Here is a 17107-nt window from a genome sequence, read left to right as displayed (position 1 = left end):
GCGTATCGTCTGACGAATCGTCACATTCGTTGATCCACAACGAGCTGGTATGTTTTCGATATTCATCAGACGACCAAACGTCTTAAGCATTTGACGCTCAATCCGAGTGGTATGACGGGAGACGCCGGAGGGGGGCGAATTCTCGTCGTACCGATAGATGATCAGGGCGGGGGGGTAACAGAGGATGTCGGCGATGAGGTCGCGGGAAGCACCTCGGCTGGCGAACACGACGCCGCGAGTCGCACCGCCAGCGACGGGTCGGGACAGGCCGACAGCGAGGGAGCCAACGGATGGGGCCGACAGGAGCAAGGGTACGAGCCGCCGATCGTCGACGACCTCCGGGCGCAGATCGACGCCGAACTCATCGTTCGGTGCGCGGAGACGGCCGTCGAATACGTCTCGGAACTCGGCCCGACGCTCGACTGTATCGTCATCCTCGGCGACGACACGGACCTGTTCCGCGATCTCGTCCAAGCGGCAGAGATCCCGATTATCGTCTACGATTCGACCGTGATCGCAGTGAGCGACGCCAGCGTGCCCGAGGAAAACGTCGTTGACGAGCTCGCAAACCGGGTCCACTCGGAGATGCGGGCGAACAGGAATCAGAGCAAACTGCGGGAGTCGAACGCACGGCTGACCGCGCTGAGCCGGTACGCGAGAGACATTACCGCCTGCGAGACCGTCGACGCGATAATGGAGCGGACGCTCGAAGCGACGACAGACGCCCTGGCGTTCAAAGTCTGTGTCGTCGGACTCGTCCACGACGGCCGACTCGTGTCGCACGCATCGACTCTGCCCGAACCGGGTCTGGATCCGATCAGCACCGAGGAGGGCATCGCGGGTCGCGCGTACCGAACCGGTGAACCACAGCTGGTCGACGATATGCAGACTGATCCGGACGCCGTCAACAAAGACGACGGTCGGCACGCGACGGTGGCAGTACCGATCGGCGACGAGGGCGTGATCCAAGTCGTCTCCGACCGCCAGGGCGCATTCGACACCCGCGATCTGGAATTTCTCGAAATCCTCGCCGGCTACACGAAGGAGGCACTGGCCCGAATCAAACGCGAGGTGACGCTCCGGGAGGAACGCGACCGTCTGCACACCTTCTTCGAGGAACTCCCGATGCCAGCGCTCTGTGTCGAGTGGCGAGACGGCGACGCCAAAATCGAGGAGGTCAACGAGGCCTACACGGAGCAGTTCGGCGAGGTCGGAGTCTGTCAGCCGCTCGCGGAGGCGGTGTCGGACGCGGAGCGACGGCAGTACGAGCAAGCCGTCGAAACCGGAGAACGCTCCGTGGAGACTGTCGAGCGGGCGGGTGAAGACGGCTCGTCGCAGACATTCTCGCTCAATCTCGTCCCCGCCGCGCCGCCGGGCGCACGCGAGTGCGTCTACGGCCTCTACTGCGGGCGATCCGTCCAGTGATGCGGCCTCTCCAGCGATCGACCTGTCCAGTATACGGCCTCTCCTGCGAGCGATTCGTCCGGTAGAATCAAACGGTCGCCCGGCGAATATGCGGGTATGAGCGCCGACGCCGAGCAGGGGCGGACGCAACGACCGATCCGGTGTCTCATCGCGAAGGTCGGTCTCGACGGCCACGACCGGGGCGCCCACGTCATCGCCCGGGCGTTCCGCGACGCCGGCTTCGAGGTCGTCTACTCCGGCCTCCACCGGGCACCCGAGGAGGTCGTCCAGGCGGCCGTCCAGGAGGACGTCGACGTCCTGGGCATCTCGATTCTCTCGGGCGCACACAACACGCTCGTCCCGAAGGTCGTCGAGGGACTGAAGGAATACAACGCCTTCGAGGACACGCTGTTAGTGGTCGGCGGAATCATCCCCGAAGCCGACCGCGAGGGTCTTCGGGAGATGGGTGTCGCGGCCATCTTCGGCCCGGGGACGCCGATGGAAGAGACCGTGGAGTTCGTCCGCGAGAACGCCCCCAGACGCGACTGATGGTCCGGAACGGGACAGGGTCGGCCGACGACGTCACCGACGCCAAAGCCGAAGCATCGCCGGAGACGACAGAGCGCAACGAGCGACTCCTCGAGGCTCTCCTGGCGGGCGAACATCGGGCGCTGGCGCGGATCATCTCGCTGATCGAGGATCGGGCGCCCGGCCACCGCGATCTCGTCTCCCGGCTGCACGAGCACACCGGCGAGGCCGACGTGGTCGGGATCACCGGCAGCCCCGGCGCGGGAAAATCGACGCTCGTCGACAAACTGGCGGAGGCGTACCGCGACCGCGGCGACACCGTCGGCGTCGTCGCCGTCGATCCCGCGTCGCCGTACTCCGGCGGGTCCATCCTCGGCGACCGGATCCGGATGGCCTCGACCGTCGGCGATATGGACGTCTTCTTCCGATCGATGAGCGCGCGCGGTCGTCTCGGCGGGATTTCGAACGCGACCGCGGACGCGGTGAAAGCCCTCGATGCCTTCGGGAAGGACGTCGTCGTGGTCGAGACGGTCGGCGCCGGCCAAAGCGAGGTCGACATCGTCCGGACCGCCGACACCGTCGCAGTGCTCGTCCAGCCCGGCAGCGGCGACGACGTCCAGATGCTGAAAGCCGGCATCCTGGAGATCGGCGACGTCTTCGTGGTCAACAAGGCCGATATGGATGGCACCGAGCGCACCGTCGCGGAGCTAAAGGAGATGATCCGCGAGCGGGACGCGGACGTCTCGCGGGTGCCGCCCGGCCACCACGGCGGTGTCGGCCTCGGCGACGGAAACGATTCGACGACGTCCGCAGCCGCGACCGACGAGCAGAGCGGGGCCGCCGGAGGGGATCGGTCCGACGGACAGCACCAGAGCGGCGGGCGGAACCGGGATGACGAACAAAACCGGACCGACGACTGGGAGCCGACGGTCGTCGAAACGGTCGCGACGGCGGGCGAGGGCATCGACGATCTCATCGCCGCGTTCGATGCCCACGCCGACTACCTCCGGCAGACCGGGCTCCGCGAGGAGCGTGCCCTGTCGCGCTACGCCGCGGAGGTGCGACGGCTCGTCCGAACCGACGCGAACGAACTTCTCGAAGCCGATATCGACGAGCGCGGCGGGATAGAGGCGATCGCTCGACGGATCCGGGATCGCGAAACCGACCCCTACGCCGTGGCAGCGTCGATCGTCGACCCGCTGCGGGAGTGTATCCAGGCGAAACGGGCCGAAGGGGAGGATGCCCCGCCACCGGACCCCTCCGCCGACGAGGATCGCGGGGCAGAGTGAACCGCCTGGCGACAGCGCGCCCAGCAGCCTCAAGACTGTCGCAGTCGTACGATTCGGTATGAAAGTTAGATCGGCTCTGGCCGGCCTCACCGCGGGGACTGGCGCCGTCGCGCTCGCGAACGCCGCGCTCAAGCGACGCGCGCCGCCGCTTTCGCCCGCACTCGACGGCGAGACCCGGACGTTCGAGTGGCGCGGAATCGACGTCAGCTACGCCGAGGCGGGCGATCCCGACGACGACGATCTCGTACTCCTCCACGGCATCAACGCGGCGGGATCGAACGGAGAGTTCCGCGAAGTGTTTGGGGATCTCGCGACCGAACATCACGTGCTCGCGCCGGATCTCCCCGGATTCGGCACCTCGGATCGCCCCCCACTGCGCTATTCGGCGACGTTCTACACGGAGTTCGTCCGGGACTTCCTCTCGGTCGTCCCCGAAACGCCAGAAGTTATCGCCTCCTCGCTGACCGCGGCGTACCTCCTCGAGGCCGCCCCCGATCTCGATCTCGGGTCCCTGGTCCTGATCTGTCCCACGGACCGCGGCGGCCCCGACCGGAACCTCCTCGCGCGGGAACTCCTTCGGGCTCCGGTCGTCGGCGAGGGACTGTTTAACCTCCTCTCCTCGAAGCCATCGATCCGCTATTTCAACGCCGACCACGGCTACTACGATATGGATCGCGTGACCGACGAGTGGATGGACTACGAGTGGCAGACGGCCCACCAGCCGAACGCCCGCTACGCGCCCGCGTCCTTTGTCAGCGGCTACCTCAACGCCGACGGCGACCTCGAAGAGACGCTGTCCGACGTCGACGACGTCACGCTGGTGTGGGGACGAGAGGCGGATATCACCCCACTGAAGCGGGGGCGCGAGCTGGCCACGGCGGCCGACTGCCGACTCGTGGTCATCGACGACGCGAAACTCCTCCCCCACGTCGAGTTCCCCGGCCAGTTCGTCGACGTCGTGTACGACGCCCTGGGCGACGGCGAGTGACACCCCGGTGCCGCAGACGCACCGGCGAGAGTGCCGAATCGCTGGGTCTTTTTCCCCGAGCGGTCTACCGTGGTGTATGCACTCCCGGTCCCGCGACAGTGCGCGATCGACCGGCGGGAGGGAGGCGGAGCCGTGAGCGAGCCTCTCGCGCTCGTGATCGGGGAGGCGACCGCCGCCCGGAACGAGGTCGTCGAGGCGCTCGCCGGGAGGGACGAGATCGTCGTCGAGTCGATCGCGCCCGGCGAGGAGTTCGCTGGCGACGGGCCCGGCGCGGTGTTCGCCGTCGGACAGGAAGGGCTTCTCTCGCTCGCGAGGTCGTCTGCCGCCAGTGAGGCCCCCGTGTTTCCGATCGCCATCGACGGCGACCGGTACGGGATCCCGGCGGCGACCGTGGCTGCCGCCGCCGACGCCTGCGCGACCGGGGACTTCGAGACCGTCGCACACCCCGTCCTCCGCGTCGACGTCGCGGGCGACACGGCCGGCCGTTCGATCGCCGACGTGACGCTGCTGACGACCGAACCGGCGCGCATCTCGGAGTACGCCGTGGGCACGCCGGACGGATGGCTCGACACGGTCCGGGCCGACGGAATCGTCACGGCCACGCCAGTCGGGAGTACGGGCTACGCTCGGGCGGCGGGCGGGCCACAGCTCGCCCCCGGGACGGGCCTTGTCACGGTCCCGATCTCTCCCTATACGATGCACGCACACCCGTGGGTCCTCCGGCCGCCGATCTCGCTTTCGGTCGAACGCGACGAGGCAGAAGTGTCGCTCCGGTTAGACGGGGAGATTGTTCGGCCGGTGCCGACCGGGGAGCGACTCACCGTTCGGGTCGGTCACGAACTGCAGTTCGTCCGTCCGCCGACGGTCGAAGGCTAACCGCCCCCTGCTACAGGATGGCGTTCCAGAGCGGTTCGATGATGAAAAAGAGGCTCTGGTAGCCAGCGTACAGCAGCGCGAAGGCCGACGCGCCGATCGCCGCGGTCGGTCGTTCGAGATCCTTGCTCTTCGAGCGGGCCTCCACGCGGCGGGATTCGAGCTCGAAGAAGTCCGAGACGAACACCGCAAGCGCCAGCACGGACATCACCATCCCGCCGTGGGGCTCGACGATCATAAAGAGAAACGACCCGAACACGAGCCCCAGCGTCGTCAGGGTGTGCGGCAGCCACCGGCTCGGCGCGCCGTCGTCGTCAGCCTGGTCGCGGTGACGGCTATGCTGGAGCAGGCGTGTGACGATGTTAGCGACTGCGAAAGCGAGCACGACGAACGGGAGGATCGGACCGACCGCCTCCAGCGAATCAAGTGGGACGAGGAACTGTAACGGTTGCATACTCGGAGATGCGTACAGGACTCATTAGAGTTTTTCCAATCCGGCGCGGCAGGGATCGGCGGAAAACGGGGCCGGGAGAAGTATCGCGGCTAGCCTGCTCGCTCTTCGATGGCCTCGCTGGCCTGTCGGACGACAGGGATGAGCACCCAGAACGTCAGGGCGCCGATGATCGCGAACCAGAAGAACGCATCCATCAGCAGGACGCCGAGGGAGTCGAACATCGTCGCGGAGTCGCTGAGTTCCACGGGCGCGACGAGTTGCTGTTCGCTCTCGAAGCTCGGCGTGCGGTACCAGCCCGCGAGTACCATCCACGCGAGCCCCGCGCCGGTGAAGATGCCCAGTCCCTTGATGAACTCGTCAGCCATCGTTGTTCGAATCTTCGTCGGAGCCCTCTTGAGCGTTTCCCATTCCGCGGGCGCGGAACCGCGTGCCGAGCACGTACACGCCGGCGCCGAACGCGATCATCGCTAGCCCGACTGCAGCGAAGACAGCGCTCAACAGTCCGTCGGCTATGCCGATGCCGAGGAGTGTGAACGCCCCGCGGACGGCGTTGCCCAGAAAGCTCACGTTGAGCGTGGCCGCGTCGAGGAGCATAAACCCGAAGACGACGCCGACGACCGCAATCAGCGTCGAGAACACCGTGACGATCTTGTAGATCGGCATCGGCACGACGACCTCGCGGCTGCGGCGGCTGTCCTTGGCCGACTCGTCGCTGGGCGACCTCGAATCAGCCGTCGTTTTGTGGGACACGTCCGTCCGCTCGTCGGACGCGGGGGCTGTTCCGGTCGTGCCGTCTCGGAAATCGTCCGTATCGGTCTCGTCGTCTCGGGGACCCTCACTATCGGTCCCGTCATCTCGGGAACCGTCCCTATCGGTCTCGTCGTCTCGGGGACCATCTCTATCGGTCCCGTCGTCCCAAGAAACCTCAGAATCAGTCGCGTCAGAATTAGAACCGTCTGCGTCAGTCGTCTCGTCGCGAGAGGCACCTACGTCACCGTCGGTCATCGAAAAATCGACCTCGGTCCGACTATTTCGGCGGCCGCAGTCGGTAGTACCGGCGGTTGAGGTCGTACATATATCCTTCCCGCATCGTCTTCAGGACCGCCCACGTGATGAAGCCGCCCACGAGCGGGAGGATGAACGTCAGGTCAAAGGCCAGGTGGGTGTTCATCGGCAGCAGGTTCTTCGCGGAGTAGACGCTGATCGTGAACGCGAAGATCACGCCGCCGACGCCGACCGCCGCCCAGAAGGGCTGTTCGACCGGGCGTCGGGCGCTGCCCTTGTTGAGGAACGGGACGATGGCCACGATCCCGACGACGACGAGGTTCGCGAGGACGCCGTACGTCCGATCGGCCATCAGCTTCTGTCCGCCCAGGATCGACAGTTCGGGATTCAGCGGCCCGAGCTTGAGCAGGCCGAACGACCAGTAGAGGTACCAGTCCGGCAGGATGATCGCGGGCGTACTCGAGGGGTTGGCCGGCGCGCCGATGTGCGGCGGCAGCGTCGCCGACAGGAACAGCAACATTCCCGTGAAGAAGCTCGCGATCGCGAGGTTCCGGATGACCTCGTGGGGCCACGTCGGGAACGCCAGCACGTCGCGTTCGACGTAGTCGGATTCTTGTCGGAGATCCTGATCTTCGCGGCGTGCGCGCTCGAAGTACTCGTAGGTGAGCTGTGAGAGCCCCTGCGTGCGCTCCTTGCGCTCACGCCACGTCGGTGTCTCGTCGTCCGGGGCGACGATGCCGCTGCCGTCGGTGCGAACGTCGTCGGTGGTGTCGTCTTCGGTCATTGTTTAGTGGGGTTCCGCGATGCCCTGCACCCAGACGATGCCGATGTGGATCGCGATGAGCGTCGTCACCACGAAGGGGAGCAGGAACACGTGGAGGATGTACATTCGTTGGAGCGTCGCCTGACTCAGCGAGAAGCCGCCGAACAGGAGCTGGGCCACCCACTCGCCGGCGAGTGGGATCGAAAGCGACATCTCGACGCCGATCTGGCCGGCCCAGAACGCGAGCTGATCCCACGGGAGCAGGTAGCCGGTGTACCCGAACACCATCGTCAGGCTGATCAACACGATGCCGATCAGCCAGTTCAGCTCGCGCGGCTCCTTGTACGCGCCGGTGAAGTACACCCGGAGCATGTGGAGGAACACCGCGGCGACCATCACCTGCGCCGACCAGCGGTGGATCGACCGGAGCATGAAGCCGAACTGGAGGTCGCGCATAATGAACGCGATGCTGTCGTAGGCGACGGTCGCCTCCGCTGCGGCGGCGGTCGAGGGACTGTAGTAAAAGCCCAATAGGGCGCCGGAGATGGCGGCGATGACGTAGGCTAATGTCGAGAACAGCCCCAGCGTGTACAGCGGGTACCAGTACCAGAACTTGTTGTCGAGGTTGTACTGTTCGGTGTGGCTCTTCGGCATCTGGAGGTTGACCCGGTAGTAGAGGGTCTCCAGAAGCTCCAGGTAGTCGACGATGCGGAGCCGCGTGTCGAGCCAGATCAGGGTGGTGAGGAAGGCCGACTCGATCGGCGTCAGATCCTTCTCCTTCATCCAGCCTTTGTGATCGTATTCGTCTTTCTTTTCGAGGCTCATTGTTATCGCTTGTAGTACGGGTAGATCGCGCGCTTGACGTGGTCCCACGCGCCGTCAGCGAACGGCGTGCCGTCGACGTCCTCCTCGCGGATGTAGAGGTCCTCCCACTTGCGACGTCGCTTCTTGACGATCACGACGTCCGGCAGGAACTCCTTGCGGTACAGGGCGAGGATGAACGCCAGGTCGATGAAGATGACAGCCAACACCGCACCGAGGTACATATTGCCCGTGTCGCTCAGGCCCCAGCCGGAGATGAGACCGTACGTGAACAGGAACGCGAACACGACCTCGATGATCGTCAACAGGACGATCGCGATCGCTGCCGCAGTGCTTTCGCGTGCCGGTTCGTACCGATGGATGTCGCCGTAGGTGCTGCCACTCGATGACATTATCCGTTCCTCCCGGTGCCCGTGTGCGGGGATTCACCGTATTTCAGGATGTAGAAGGTGAAGATGATCGTCACGATGATCCCGAGGATCGTGGCCGCGCCGACCCAGTGGGCGTGAATCGGGACGCCGAACTCGTGGAGTTCCTTCTCGCCGCCACCGCCGCCACCGCCCGCATCCGGATTCTCGACGACTTCGATGGTCGCGACCATCCCGGCGCTGCGGTGCGGCTCACAGTAGTACTCGTAGGTACCGAGCGTCTCGAAGGTGTGGCTGTACTCGAAGCCCGTGTTCTCCAGCGGCTCGTGGCCCTCCCAGTTTGCGCCTTCGGGCTGGCTTTCGACCACGATGTTGTGGTTGTCGGAGTCCCAGACGAACTCCACCGTCGTCCCGGGGGCGATCTGCAGCGGCTCGTCAGTCCCCGGTTCGAACACCAGGGAGCCACCCGGACCCACGGTCACCGTTACAGTCTCGCCGCCTCCGCCGCCGCCTCCGGCCTCGGTTCCGGTCCCAGTTCCGGTTGCCGTGCCGGTTCCAGTCTCGGTTGCCGTGCCAGTGGCTGTCCCGCCCGACGTCTCCGTCTCCTGAGCGGCGCCGAGTCCGGCGGTGGCAGAGGCCGTCGTGGCGGCAGCAGGGACGCTTGCTGCGCGCAGAAAGTCCCGCCTCTTCATACAGGCTGACCTCAGGATGGAACGCGCTTAAACCCACCGACTCCCCCCTGTGGGCGGTGTTACCGGTCTCCCGAACTGCCCCGTTCGTCGCCCTCGTCGTCGGCGGCGGCGGCGGTTTTCTGTCCCGCCATTCGGACGGCCTCGGGAAGGACATCCGGATCCTCCTCGTCGACGAGGTCGAGCGCTCGGAGTCGGTTGCGGAACTCCGCCGCTCGGAACCGATCCGAAAGGCGGGCGTTCGCCACCACTACGAACAGGAAGACGCCGATCGCGAGGAAGCCGAGCGCGGCGACGGGCGCGACGACCGTCGACAGTGAGGGCAGCGCGATCCAGGCGATCAGCAGTCCCAGGCCCGCAAGAATCTGCACGCCAGCGACGATCTGCAACATCAGATTGCCGAGCGCGCCGCTGCCCTCGACGATGTCCTCCGGGTCGGGGAGGGAGGCGTCCGCCGGTGCGTCCATCAGCTCGTAGTCCTCCATCGAGCAGAGCGCGACCGTCGGTTTGACGTCGCGGAGCACCGTCCCCTCGCCCTCGACGCTCCCGTCGGGGCGGATGACCGCATAGCCCTCGTCGGAGTAGGCGACCACGCGATCCTCCCCGTCGTCGTCGACCCGCTCGATGATCGCGAAGATCTCCCGGATCGCGACCCGCGCGTTCAGTTCCTGCTCGACCCGGTCGAGGAGTTCCTCCCCGACGATCCAGGTGTCCGGGTCGAACGCCGCCTCCCACTCTTCGAGGCTCATCTCGGCCATATCCGCGGGCCCGAAGTCCTCGAAATCGTAGGTCTCCTCGACCTCCTCGCGGAGCGCGTCGATGTCGTCGGCAGTGGGATCCGTCCCGTCTTCACTCGCCGACGACTCCTCGGGAGACTCCGTCATTGCCCGAACTTAGAGCGGCATACTTCTTAGGGTAACGGTTCCCGACCCGGAGTTGTCGCCGCGAGTCGGGCACTTTACCCGCGGAGGATCCTAACCCCCAGCGATGGCATCCGAATCGACCATCGCGACGATCGCTGCGCTGATGGTCACTGCGAGTCTGCCGTTTTACCTCTACGGCGCGTGGATTATGATCGACGCCGAGGTCGTGACCTGGGACGTTCTCGTGTATCACCTGTGGTTCATCGTCCCCGGGCTGATCCTCAACACCATCCCAGTGGTCGCGTGGATGCTCCCCCGCCTCCTCGACCAACTGCGCGGCGTCCTCGTGGTCCACGCCATCCTCGGACTCCAGGCCTACGCGTTGCTCGCGTTCGCCCTGACCGGCATCGTCCGCATCATCCAGGTGAAGCGCGACGCCGACCTCTATGAGAACCCCTCCCAGGACGTCGATCTGAACGACCTCCATCCGGATATGGGCGCGTGGCGGGGACGGCTCCGCGTCGGCGTCTTCGGCTACGTGATCTTCTGGTTCCTCGCGTGGCTGCTGGGCCTGTATCAGTTCGTCGGGCGGTACGTGCTCGGGTGAGTGCTTGCGGTGGCGTCACGGTCGGGGTGGCCGCGAAGCCGTCCGTTCTGCCCGTGTGTCGTTCGTTCAGGGGGACTAGACCGGATCCTGCTGCCCGCATTCAGGACAGAAATTGGGCTCCCCGCTGTCGGAAAGGTCGCTCCCGCAGTTCGAGCAGACCCGGTAGATTGCCGTGTCAGTTTCTCCCTGGTTCGGTTCGACCGTCGGCTCGGTATCTGTTCTGTCGCTGACGGCAAACCCCTTATCGCGGAGAAATGCCGTCGCGCGGTCCAGGTGATCGCCCTGAAGCTCTATCGTTTCGCCCTCGACGGTCCCGCCACAGGCCAACACCGACCGCAGATCCGCGAGTAACGCCCCCGTATCCACGTATCTAGAGTCGAATCCCCGGATGACTGTGACCTCCTTTCCGTAGCGGCGTTCGTCGACCTCGATAGTGAGTGCGCCCGGGTCGTCGACAGGATCCTCACAGACACAGAGATCCCGAGGCAGTCCGCACGTTTTACAGACGTCTGACATCAGCCGAACCCTGCAAGGGCGTTCACTAAGTACTGACGGAAATCAGGGTGTACCCCCCGAACCACGTCGAATTCGATCGATTCGGATCGGGATCAGTTCCTGTCCCACGCATCGCCGGACGCCAGATCGACGTCGCTGTCGAGTTTCGAGGACGGACAGATGTCTTCGAGCACGCAGTCGGCACAGTCGGGATTCCGCGCGGTACAGGTCTCGCGGCCGTGACTGATGAACAGGTGAGTGCACTGCTGCCACTCGGATTCTGGGACGAGTTCCATCAGTTCCTCTTCGATCTTTTCAGGCCGTTCCTCTTCGGCGAGTCCCAGTCGTCTGGAGAGGCGCTGGACGTGTGTGTCGACGACAACGCCCTCGACCACGTCGTGACCGTGCTGAAGGACGACATTCGCCGTCTTGCGGCCGACGCCGGAGAGGTCCGTGAGTTCGGCCATCGTGTCGGGAACCTCGCCGTCGTGTTCCGCAACGAGCGTCTCTCCGATCGATTTGAGGTAGCCCGCCTTGTTGTTGTGGAACGTGATGCCGTAGATGTCCTCGGCGAGTTCTTCCTCGTCGGCCGCGGCGTAATCCGCCGGGGTCTGGTACTTCTCGAACAGCTCTTCGGTCACCTCGTTGACCCGCTCGTCGGTGCACTGCGCGGAGAGGACGACGGCGACGAGCAGTTCCAGGCGGTTCGAGAAGTTCAGCGAAATCGTCGAGTCCGGATACTCCGCCGTGAGGCGGTCGAGAACCTCCGCAGTCTGCGCTTTTCGGTCGGAACGCGGCGTGCCCATATCTCGGCGTCGTCGTCGCGGGTGATGATGCTGTCGGCTTCCCGGCGCGGGATAGTTCCCGTCGCCGACGGCCGCACCCGACCACAACCACCGGATCAGTCGTCCGCACCCGATCCGACAGCCGCGAGCGACGCGTCGTCGGCGCGCGTGACCGTCGAGCGGTTGCTCGTAGGATCTTTCTCGACGGTCACCAGGTCGTCGGCGGCGGCGACGAGTTCGTCGTCGTGGCTCACGATCAGGATCTGGTTGACGCCCAGGCTCCGCATCTTCTCCACCAGGTCGACGAGCCGGGAGACGTGCCCCGAGTCGAGGAACACCGTCGGCTCGTCGAGGATGAGCGGCGGCATCGGCGCCGACCCCTCGATGCCCTCCGCGAGCAGCCGGTAGATGGCACACCGTAGCGAGAGGTTGAACAGCGCGCGCTCGCCGCCGGAGAGCTGTTCTGGGTCCAGCGCGGTGCCGTCCTTCTGGAAGACCGTCAGCTCGTACTCGCCGTCGAGGCGGATCCGCGAGTAGGCGTCGTTGCCGTACACCAACTCGAAGGTCTCGTTGAGCATCCGTTCGAGCGTCTCGACGTTGCGCTGCCGCAGTTCCGCCCGGAGGTCGCCGTAGGTCGACTCCAGCGTCGAGATCTCCTCGTGGAGCGACTCCAGATCCGCGACTCGCGCCACGACGGATTCCCTGTCCGATCGGAGTTCTTCCAGTTGGGAGAGTTCGCCCTCCACGCTCCCGATCTCGCTCTGGAGGTCGTCGCGCCGCTCGCGGAGTTCGTCGAGTTTGACTGCGACGTTTTCCAGATACTCCTCGGCCTCGGCTTTATTCTCGCGTGCCTCCTCGATCCGGGATTCGTCGATCGCCTCGGCGAGTTCCGCGCGTCGGTCCCGCTTCTCCTGGAGGAACTTCCGCCGTTCGTCGTTCCGGTCGGCGATCGCCTCGCGACGTTCCCGGAGCCGGTCGATCTCGGCGTCGACCTCCCGGAGCTCCGACCGGAGGTCCACGACGCGATCGAGCCGGTCGTGCGCCGCCTCGACGTCCGAGAGGTCGTCTGCCAGGGATTCGACGCGCGCTTCGGCCTCGGCGGCCGCCTCCGCCTGAGTCTCCGCCGCATCACGCTTCTCTTCGGCCTCGGCTTCGAGGTCCGCTGCTTCCTCCCGGAGGGACTCCGCCTCCGATCGGTGTTCGTCGGCTGCGGTCCGCGCATCTTCGATGCGATCCTCGATCAGCGACCGTTTCTCCCGCAGCGCGTCGAGGCGGCTCTCGGCCTCCGCGAGCGACTCGGCTGTCTCCAGAGTCGACGACAGCTCCTCACGCCGGTCGGTGAGCTCTTCGACCTCGGCTTCGAGGTCGTCGATCCGCGACTCGTACTCGCCGATCGCGTCGACGTGCGGCGACTCCTCGACCGGCTGGCCACACTCCGGACACTTCCCCTCAGCGCGGAGTTCTTTCGCCTCTGTGAGTCGCTCGCGAACGGATTCGAGTTCGGCGCGGGCGTCGGCGAGGTCCTCGCGTACCTCCTGTAACTTCGCTTGCACTGACTGGCGGTGTTCGTCCGCCTCGCCGATCTCGACTGGGACGTCGGCGAACCGCTCGCGGAGCGATTCGATCTCGTCGTCGACCGCGTCGCGTTCGTCGATCCGCTCTCGGACCCGCTCGTCGGCCGTCTCCGCCGATTCCTCGGCCTCCGCAGCCCGTTCGCGGGTCGACTCGGCGCGGGACGTCAACTCGTCGGCCCGTTCGCGCAGCTTCTCGGCCTGGTTCGACAGCATCGTCTCGCGCTGCCGCGCGTCCTGCAGTTCCTCGCGGATCGCCGCCTCCCGCTCGTCGAGTGCGTCACGCCGGGCTTCGATCGCGTCGTCGACTGCGTCGGCACCGGTCCCTGCGCTGTCGGTCGCCAGATCAGTCGCCGAGAGCGCCTCGCCCAGTTCGGCTTCGAGGTCGTCGAGGCGCTCGCGGGCCTCAAGGAGCTCCTCGCGGAGGTCCTCGCGTTCGGACTCGTCGTCGCTGATCGTCTCCCGCAACTCCGCGATGTCGGTATCGAGGTCGTCGAGTTCCGCCTTTGTCTCCTCGTATGCGTCGAGGATCTCCTCGGCCTCGGCCTTCGTCTCCTCGGCGCGCGCCTGGTTCTCCTCGAAGCGGTCGATCTCGGCATCGACCTCCGAGAGTTCCGTTTCGAGGTCGTTCAGGCGCTCGTAAAGCCCGGCATCTTCCTTAGCTTCGATCTGGGAATCGAGTTTAGAGAGGGCGCCGCGCTGCTCCGAGAGGACGTCCTCGACACCCAAGCGCGCCCTGCTCGCCCGCTCGCGGTACTCCTCCAGTTTGCCCAACTGCAGGAGGTCGTCGATGGTATCCTGTCGCTCCGCGGGGGTGGCGTTGATGAGCTTGTTCACCTCGCCCTGGCGGACGTACGCGCAGTTGACGAACGCCTCGGCGTCCATCCGGAGGAGGTCGGCGACGAACGCCCGCACGTCGGTGGCGCCGTCGATCTCGACGTCCGGCCCGTCGAGCGTACAGCTGGCGGTCTTTATCCGCTCGCCCGAGCGGCGGAGTTCGCGTTCGATCCGGTAGGAGGCGCCGTCGTGAGTGAACGCGAGCGTCACTGCCGCCTCGTCCTCGCCGGTCGTCACGACGTCGTCGAGCGTCTCGTCGAGCGCGCGGGCGCCGTAGAGCGCGAAGAAGCACGCCTCGAGCAGCGAGGACTTGCCGCTGCCGTTCAGGCCGTGAATGACGGTCACCCCCTCGCGGAGGTCGAGATCCGCGTCGGCGTACGGCTTGAAGTTCCGGAGTCGGATGCGGTCGAAGCGCATCAGAAGTCCTCCATCGTGACCTGCCCGTCGGGGGTGTCAGTGTCGGCTTCGACTGTCCCGTCTGTCGGATCAGCGTCCGGTTCCTCGCCAGGGGAATCGTCTTCCGGTTCCTCACCGGCTTCCGCGGGAGTGTCGTCCCCTGTGTCCGGATCTTCGTCAGGGTCCGAATCAGCGGCCTCGGCTTCCTCACCGGCATCCGAACCAGCGCCCTCGCCCTCGTCGTCCAGGGCTGCCGCGGTCTCGAAGGCGTCGCCGCCCTCCGAAAGCAGGTCCGAGACGCGTTCTTCGACCGTCTCCCGGACGTTCGAGTCGGGGATCGCGCTCTCGCGCACCGTGTCGTCGACTTCGAGCGCAGCCGAAGAAAGTCCCAGGTCGCGGACGCGTTCCGCGACGGCGTCGTCGGGGTCGGCGAAGGAAACGTCGACTGTCGCGTCGGTCTCGCGCTCGCGTCGGTCGGTCACGCGCGCGACCAGCGCGCCGCGCTCCGACAGCGACTCTTCGATCGCGGCGGGTGCGACCGGCTCCCCCTCGCCGGTGACTTCGACGACGACGACCGCGTCTGTCACCTCGTGTTGGCGGGTCTGCTCACGGACCCGCGCCTCGTCCTCACCCGGCGCGAGCGACACCGAGACGAAGACGAACGGTCTGGTCTCTATGGTCCGACGGCGGATGTCGACCGCGTCGTCGAACGTCACGAGGTTGTAGCCGCGCGGTTCCTCCTCGGCCGCGCTCGCACGCTCGGTCGATCCGCAGTAGGTGACCCACGTCCCGTCGACGGTCTCGACGCCCGGCGCGTGGTTGTCGCCGAGAAACAGGGCGTCGAAGTCGACGTTCGCCCGGTCGAGAACGGTCTCCGTATCCCAGTCGGCGTGGGCAAAGGGCGTGAACAGGCCGTGGCTCACGAGCACCGCGTGGTCGGCCTCGTGCGGCGCGAAGTCGTAATCGAGATCGGCGCGGCGGGACTTCGGCACGTGGTCGAGACCGTAGAAGGCTGTGTCGTCGACACGCCGCGGGTCGGCGCCGAGCCGTTCACCGAGGTTCAGATCCGCGAAGAGATCCAGCCACTGGCCGCCGCGGGTCGACTCGTGGTTGCCGACGACCGCCAGAAACGGGATGTCGGCCTCCCGGAGCCGACGGAGGGCGCGGATCGTGCCCAGCAGGTCCCGGAGATCGGGGCGACGGTCGTGGAACAGGTCGCCCGCGTGGACGACGGCGTCGACGTCCATCTCGACCGCGTCGTCGATCACCCGCTCGAACGCCGCGAGGAAGTCCGCGCGGCGCTCCGGCGAGTGGTACTGCCGGTACCCAATGTGGGTGTCGCCGGTGTGGATCACCCGTGTCATCTATCGGCGTCTTGATCGCTGTGGGGTAAAACGGTTCCGCGAGCGCGGCGGAAGTGGATCGTGGCCCTCACGGCGATTGTGGGTCCGCCGGTGCTCGGTCAGTCCCGACCCTCGGTTCGGCCTGTTCTCCAGACAGTGCAGCCTCCAGCCGGCGGAGTGTCGCCCGCGCGTCTCGGCCCCGTTCGGCAACCTCGACCGCGCCCCGGCGGTCAGCGGTCTCGATCGCGACCGACAGGTTCGGGAGGCGATCTGCAGCGAGGTAGGCGGCGGCCGCGGTCGCAGCGGAGACGGCGCGTTCGGCGTCGTGAACGACGCGTTCGGGATTACGGACGGCGTGTCCAGGTTCACCAGTTGAGTCGGCATCGCGTTCAGATCCCTCGAACGTACCGCGATCACGCCGCTGCTCGCCGAGTAACCTCGTCGATGTCGGACGCGCCGCGCCCGCGGTCGACGTCGCGAGTGCGCGCAGTGAGCGACGAACCGCCTCGGTCGAGGGCGATTCCGCAGCAGGTGCGGACGGCTGTTCGGTCACGGGGGCCCTGGTTCCGTCTTCTTACTTGAACGTCTGGATACACGGAGTCCCGCAGCATACGAAGGGCCGGTCGTCAGAAGCGGATGGCTGAACCGTCAGAGGCCGGATCGTCAGAGGTTCAGTGTGTAAAGACGCTTGCGCGCATCGGTGAACGAGAAGCGCGAGTCGACGACGTTTGCATCTTCGAGTCTGGACAGCGCGTACCGAACTGTCCGCGGCGGCAGCAGGGTCTCCTCGGCCAGTTGGCTCTGCGTGAGCGTGTCGTTGTAGTCGAGTACCTTCGCGACGAGTTTCGCGCTCGGCGGCATCTCACGAACCGGTTCCCAGCGGTCCGTCGATTCCTCTTCGTTGGCGAATACCTCGGTGGTGCTCATTCGTGTTACCCACTGCGAGATGTAGGTAAATAATATTTACTATACCTGATTATTACTCTTAGGAATCAAGGGTGGAGTGGACGATCTATTCGTTCGCTAA

19 protein-coding genes and 1 pseudogene are annotated in these 17107 nt (G+C 65.9%); 6 read left to right on the top strand and 14 right to left on the bottom strand.

The genetic code is table 11. The features are described 5' to 3' along the window. Positions 1-111: 111 nt before the first annotated feature. The 5 genes from RJT37_RS07340 to RJT37_RS07320 all read left to right on the top strand — a co-directional run bounded on the left by RJT37_RS07340 (position 112) and on the right by RJT37_RS07320 (position 5085). The gene (locus RJT37_RS07340) at positions 112-1425 is read left to right on the top strand and encodes a GAF domain-containing protein (protein WP_313689039.1); all 1314 of its coding nucleotides are present in this window, start codon (positions 112-114) and stop codon (positions 1423-1425) included. Between the two features lie 96 nt (positions 1426-1521). Beyond that, positions 1522-1953: a cobalamin B12-binding domain-containing protein gene (locus tag RJT37_RS07335; RefSeq protein ID WP_311171182.1), complete on the top strand. Its 432-nt coding sequence runs from the start codon at positions 1522-1524 to the stop codon at positions 1951-1953. Then, positions 1953-3221 (top strand): methylmalonyl Co-A mutase-associated GTPase MeaB, encoded by a 1269-nt coding sequence (meaB, locus tag RJT37_RS07330; RefSeq protein ID WP_313689037.1) that lies wholly within the window; start codon positions 1953-1955, stop codon positions 3219-3221. The genes RJT37_RS07335 and meaB overlap by 1 nt, the downstream gene beginning before the upstream one ends. Before the next feature lie 58 nt (positions 3222-3279). After that, positions 3280-4209, top strand: coding sequence for an alpha/beta fold hydrolase (locus RJT37_RS07325; RefSeq protein ID WP_313689036.1), 930 nt, complete (start codon positions 3280-3282; stop codon positions 4207-4209). Positions 4210-4341: 132 nt separating this feature from the next. Next, a complete protein-coding gene (locus tag RJT37_RS07320; RefSeq protein ID WP_313689034.1) occupies positions 4342-5085 on the top strand; it encodes an NAD(+)/NADH kinase in 744 nt (247 codons plus the stop codon). A 10-nt stretch (positions 5086-5095) separates the two neighbouring features. Here the strand turns inward: RJT37_RS07320 and RJT37_RS07315 are convergent, their stop codons facing one another. The 8 genes from RJT37_RS07315 to RJT37_RS07280 form a co-directional block, all read right to left on the bottom strand. After that, on the bottom strand, positions 5096-5536 hold the full coding sequence (locus RJT37_RS07315) for a DUF7313 family protein (RefSeq protein ID WP_313689033.1): 441 nt from the start codon (positions 5534-5536) through the stop codon (positions 5096-5098). Positions 5537-5625: 89 nt separating this feature from the next. Beyond that, entirely contained in the window at positions 5626-5901 is a 276-nt protein-coding gene (locus RJT37_RS07310) for a DUF7314 family protein (RefSeq protein WP_313689031.1), read from the bottom strand. Continuing rightward, complete coding sequence (locus RJT37_RS07305) at positions 5894-6199, bottom strand: DUF7315 family membrane protein (protein ID WP_313689903.1); 306 nt, start codon at positions 6197-6199, stop codon at positions 5894-5896. Before RJT37_RS07305 ends, RJT37_RS07310 begins: the two co-directional genes overlap by 8 nt. A gap of 364 nt (positions 6200-6563) precedes the next feature. Beyond that, positions 6564-7325, bottom strand: a complete 762-nt coding sequence (locus tag RJT37_RS07300) for a cytochrome b family protein (RefSeq protein WP_311171189.1) — start codon at positions 7323-7325, stop codon at positions 6564-6566. Positions 7326-7328: 3 nt separating this feature from the next. Further along, positions 7329-8129, bottom strand: a complete 801-nt coding sequence (locus RJT37_RS07295; RefSeq protein WP_313689030.1) for a cytochrome b — start codon at positions 8127-8129, stop codon at positions 7329-7331. Positions 8130-8131: 2 nt separating this feature from the next. After that, positions 8132-8518: a DUF7318 family protein gene (locus RJT37_RS07290; RefSeq protein WP_313689028.1), complete on the bottom strand. Its 387-nt coding sequence runs from the start codon at positions 8516-8518 to the stop codon at positions 8132-8134. Continuing rightward, positions 8518-9186 (bottom strand): plastocyanin/azurin family copper-binding protein, encoded by a 669-nt coding sequence (locus RJT37_RS07285; protein ID WP_313689026.1) that lies wholly within the window; start codon positions 9184-9186, stop codon positions 8518-8520. Before RJT37_RS07285 ends, RJT37_RS07290 begins: the two co-directional genes overlap by 1 nt. Positions 9187-9245: 59 nt before the next feature. Next, on the bottom strand, positions 9246-10067 hold the full coding sequence (locus RJT37_RS07280; RefSeq protein ID WP_313689024.1) for a DUF7319 domain-containing protein: 822 nt from the start codon (positions 10065-10067) through the stop codon (positions 9246-9248). A 103-nt stretch (positions 10068-10170) separates the two neighbouring features. Here RJT37_RS07280 and RJT37_RS07275 point away from each other — a divergent pair, with 103 nt between their 5' ends. Continuing rightward, on the top strand, positions 10171-10653 hold the full coding sequence (locus tag RJT37_RS07275; RefSeq protein ID WP_313689023.1) for a DUF7321 family protein: 483 nt from the start codon (positions 10171-10173) through the stop codon (positions 10651-10653). A gap of 225 nt (positions 10654-10878) precedes the next feature. Here RJT37_RS07275 and yciH read toward each other — a convergent pair. The 6 genes and pseudogenes from yciH to RJT37_RS07245 form a co-directional block, all read right to left on the bottom strand. Continuing rightward, a pseudogene (gene yciH, locus RJT37_RS07270) lies at positions 10879-11169 on the bottom strand (stress response translation initiation inhibitor YciH); the annotation flags it as partial. Between the two features lie 92 nt (positions 11170-11261). Then, on the bottom strand, positions 11262-11954 hold the full coding sequence (gene nth, locus RJT37_RS07265; protein WP_313689021.1) for an endonuclease III: 693 nt from the start codon (positions 11952-11954) through the stop codon (positions 11262-11264). 95 nt (positions 11955-12049) lie between these two features. Beyond that, positions 12050-14758 carry a DNA double-strand break repair ATPase Rad50 gene (gene rad50, locus RJT37_RS07260; protein ID WP_313689019.1) on the bottom strand — a complete coding sequence of 903 codons (2709 nt, stop codon included), beginning with the start codon at positions 14756-14758 and terminating at the stop codon, positions 12050-12052. Next, entirely contained in the window at positions 14758-16101 is a 1344-nt protein-coding gene (gene mre11 / locus RJT37_RS07255) for a DNA double-strand break repair protein Mre11 (protein ID WP_313689017.1), read from the bottom strand. Before mre11 ends, rad50 begins: the two co-directional genes overlap by 1 nt. 67 nt (positions 16102-16168) lie before the next feature. Beyond that, positions 16169-16633, bottom strand: a complete 465-nt coding sequence (locus RJT37_RS07250) for a DUF7966 family protein (RefSeq protein WP_313689015.1) — start codon at positions 16631-16633, stop codon at positions 16169-16171. Between the two features lie 110 nt (positions 16634-16743). Further along, positions 16744-17007: a MarR family transcriptional regulator gene (locus tag RJT37_RS07245; RefSeq protein WP_311171199.1), complete on the bottom strand. Its 264-nt coding sequence runs from the start codon at positions 17005-17007 to the stop codon at positions 16744-16746. Positions 17008-17107 lie beyond the last annotated feature (100 nt).

Origin of the sequence: Halobellus marinus, from assembly GCF_032113415.1 — an archaeon.
Taxonomy (GTDB): domain Archaea; phylum Halobacteriota; class Halobacteria; order Halobacteriales; family Haloferacaceae; genus Haloquadratum; species Haloquadratum marinus.
Note: the sequence above shows the minus strand (reverse complement) of the source record. Positions and strands in the feature narration are given on the sequence as shown.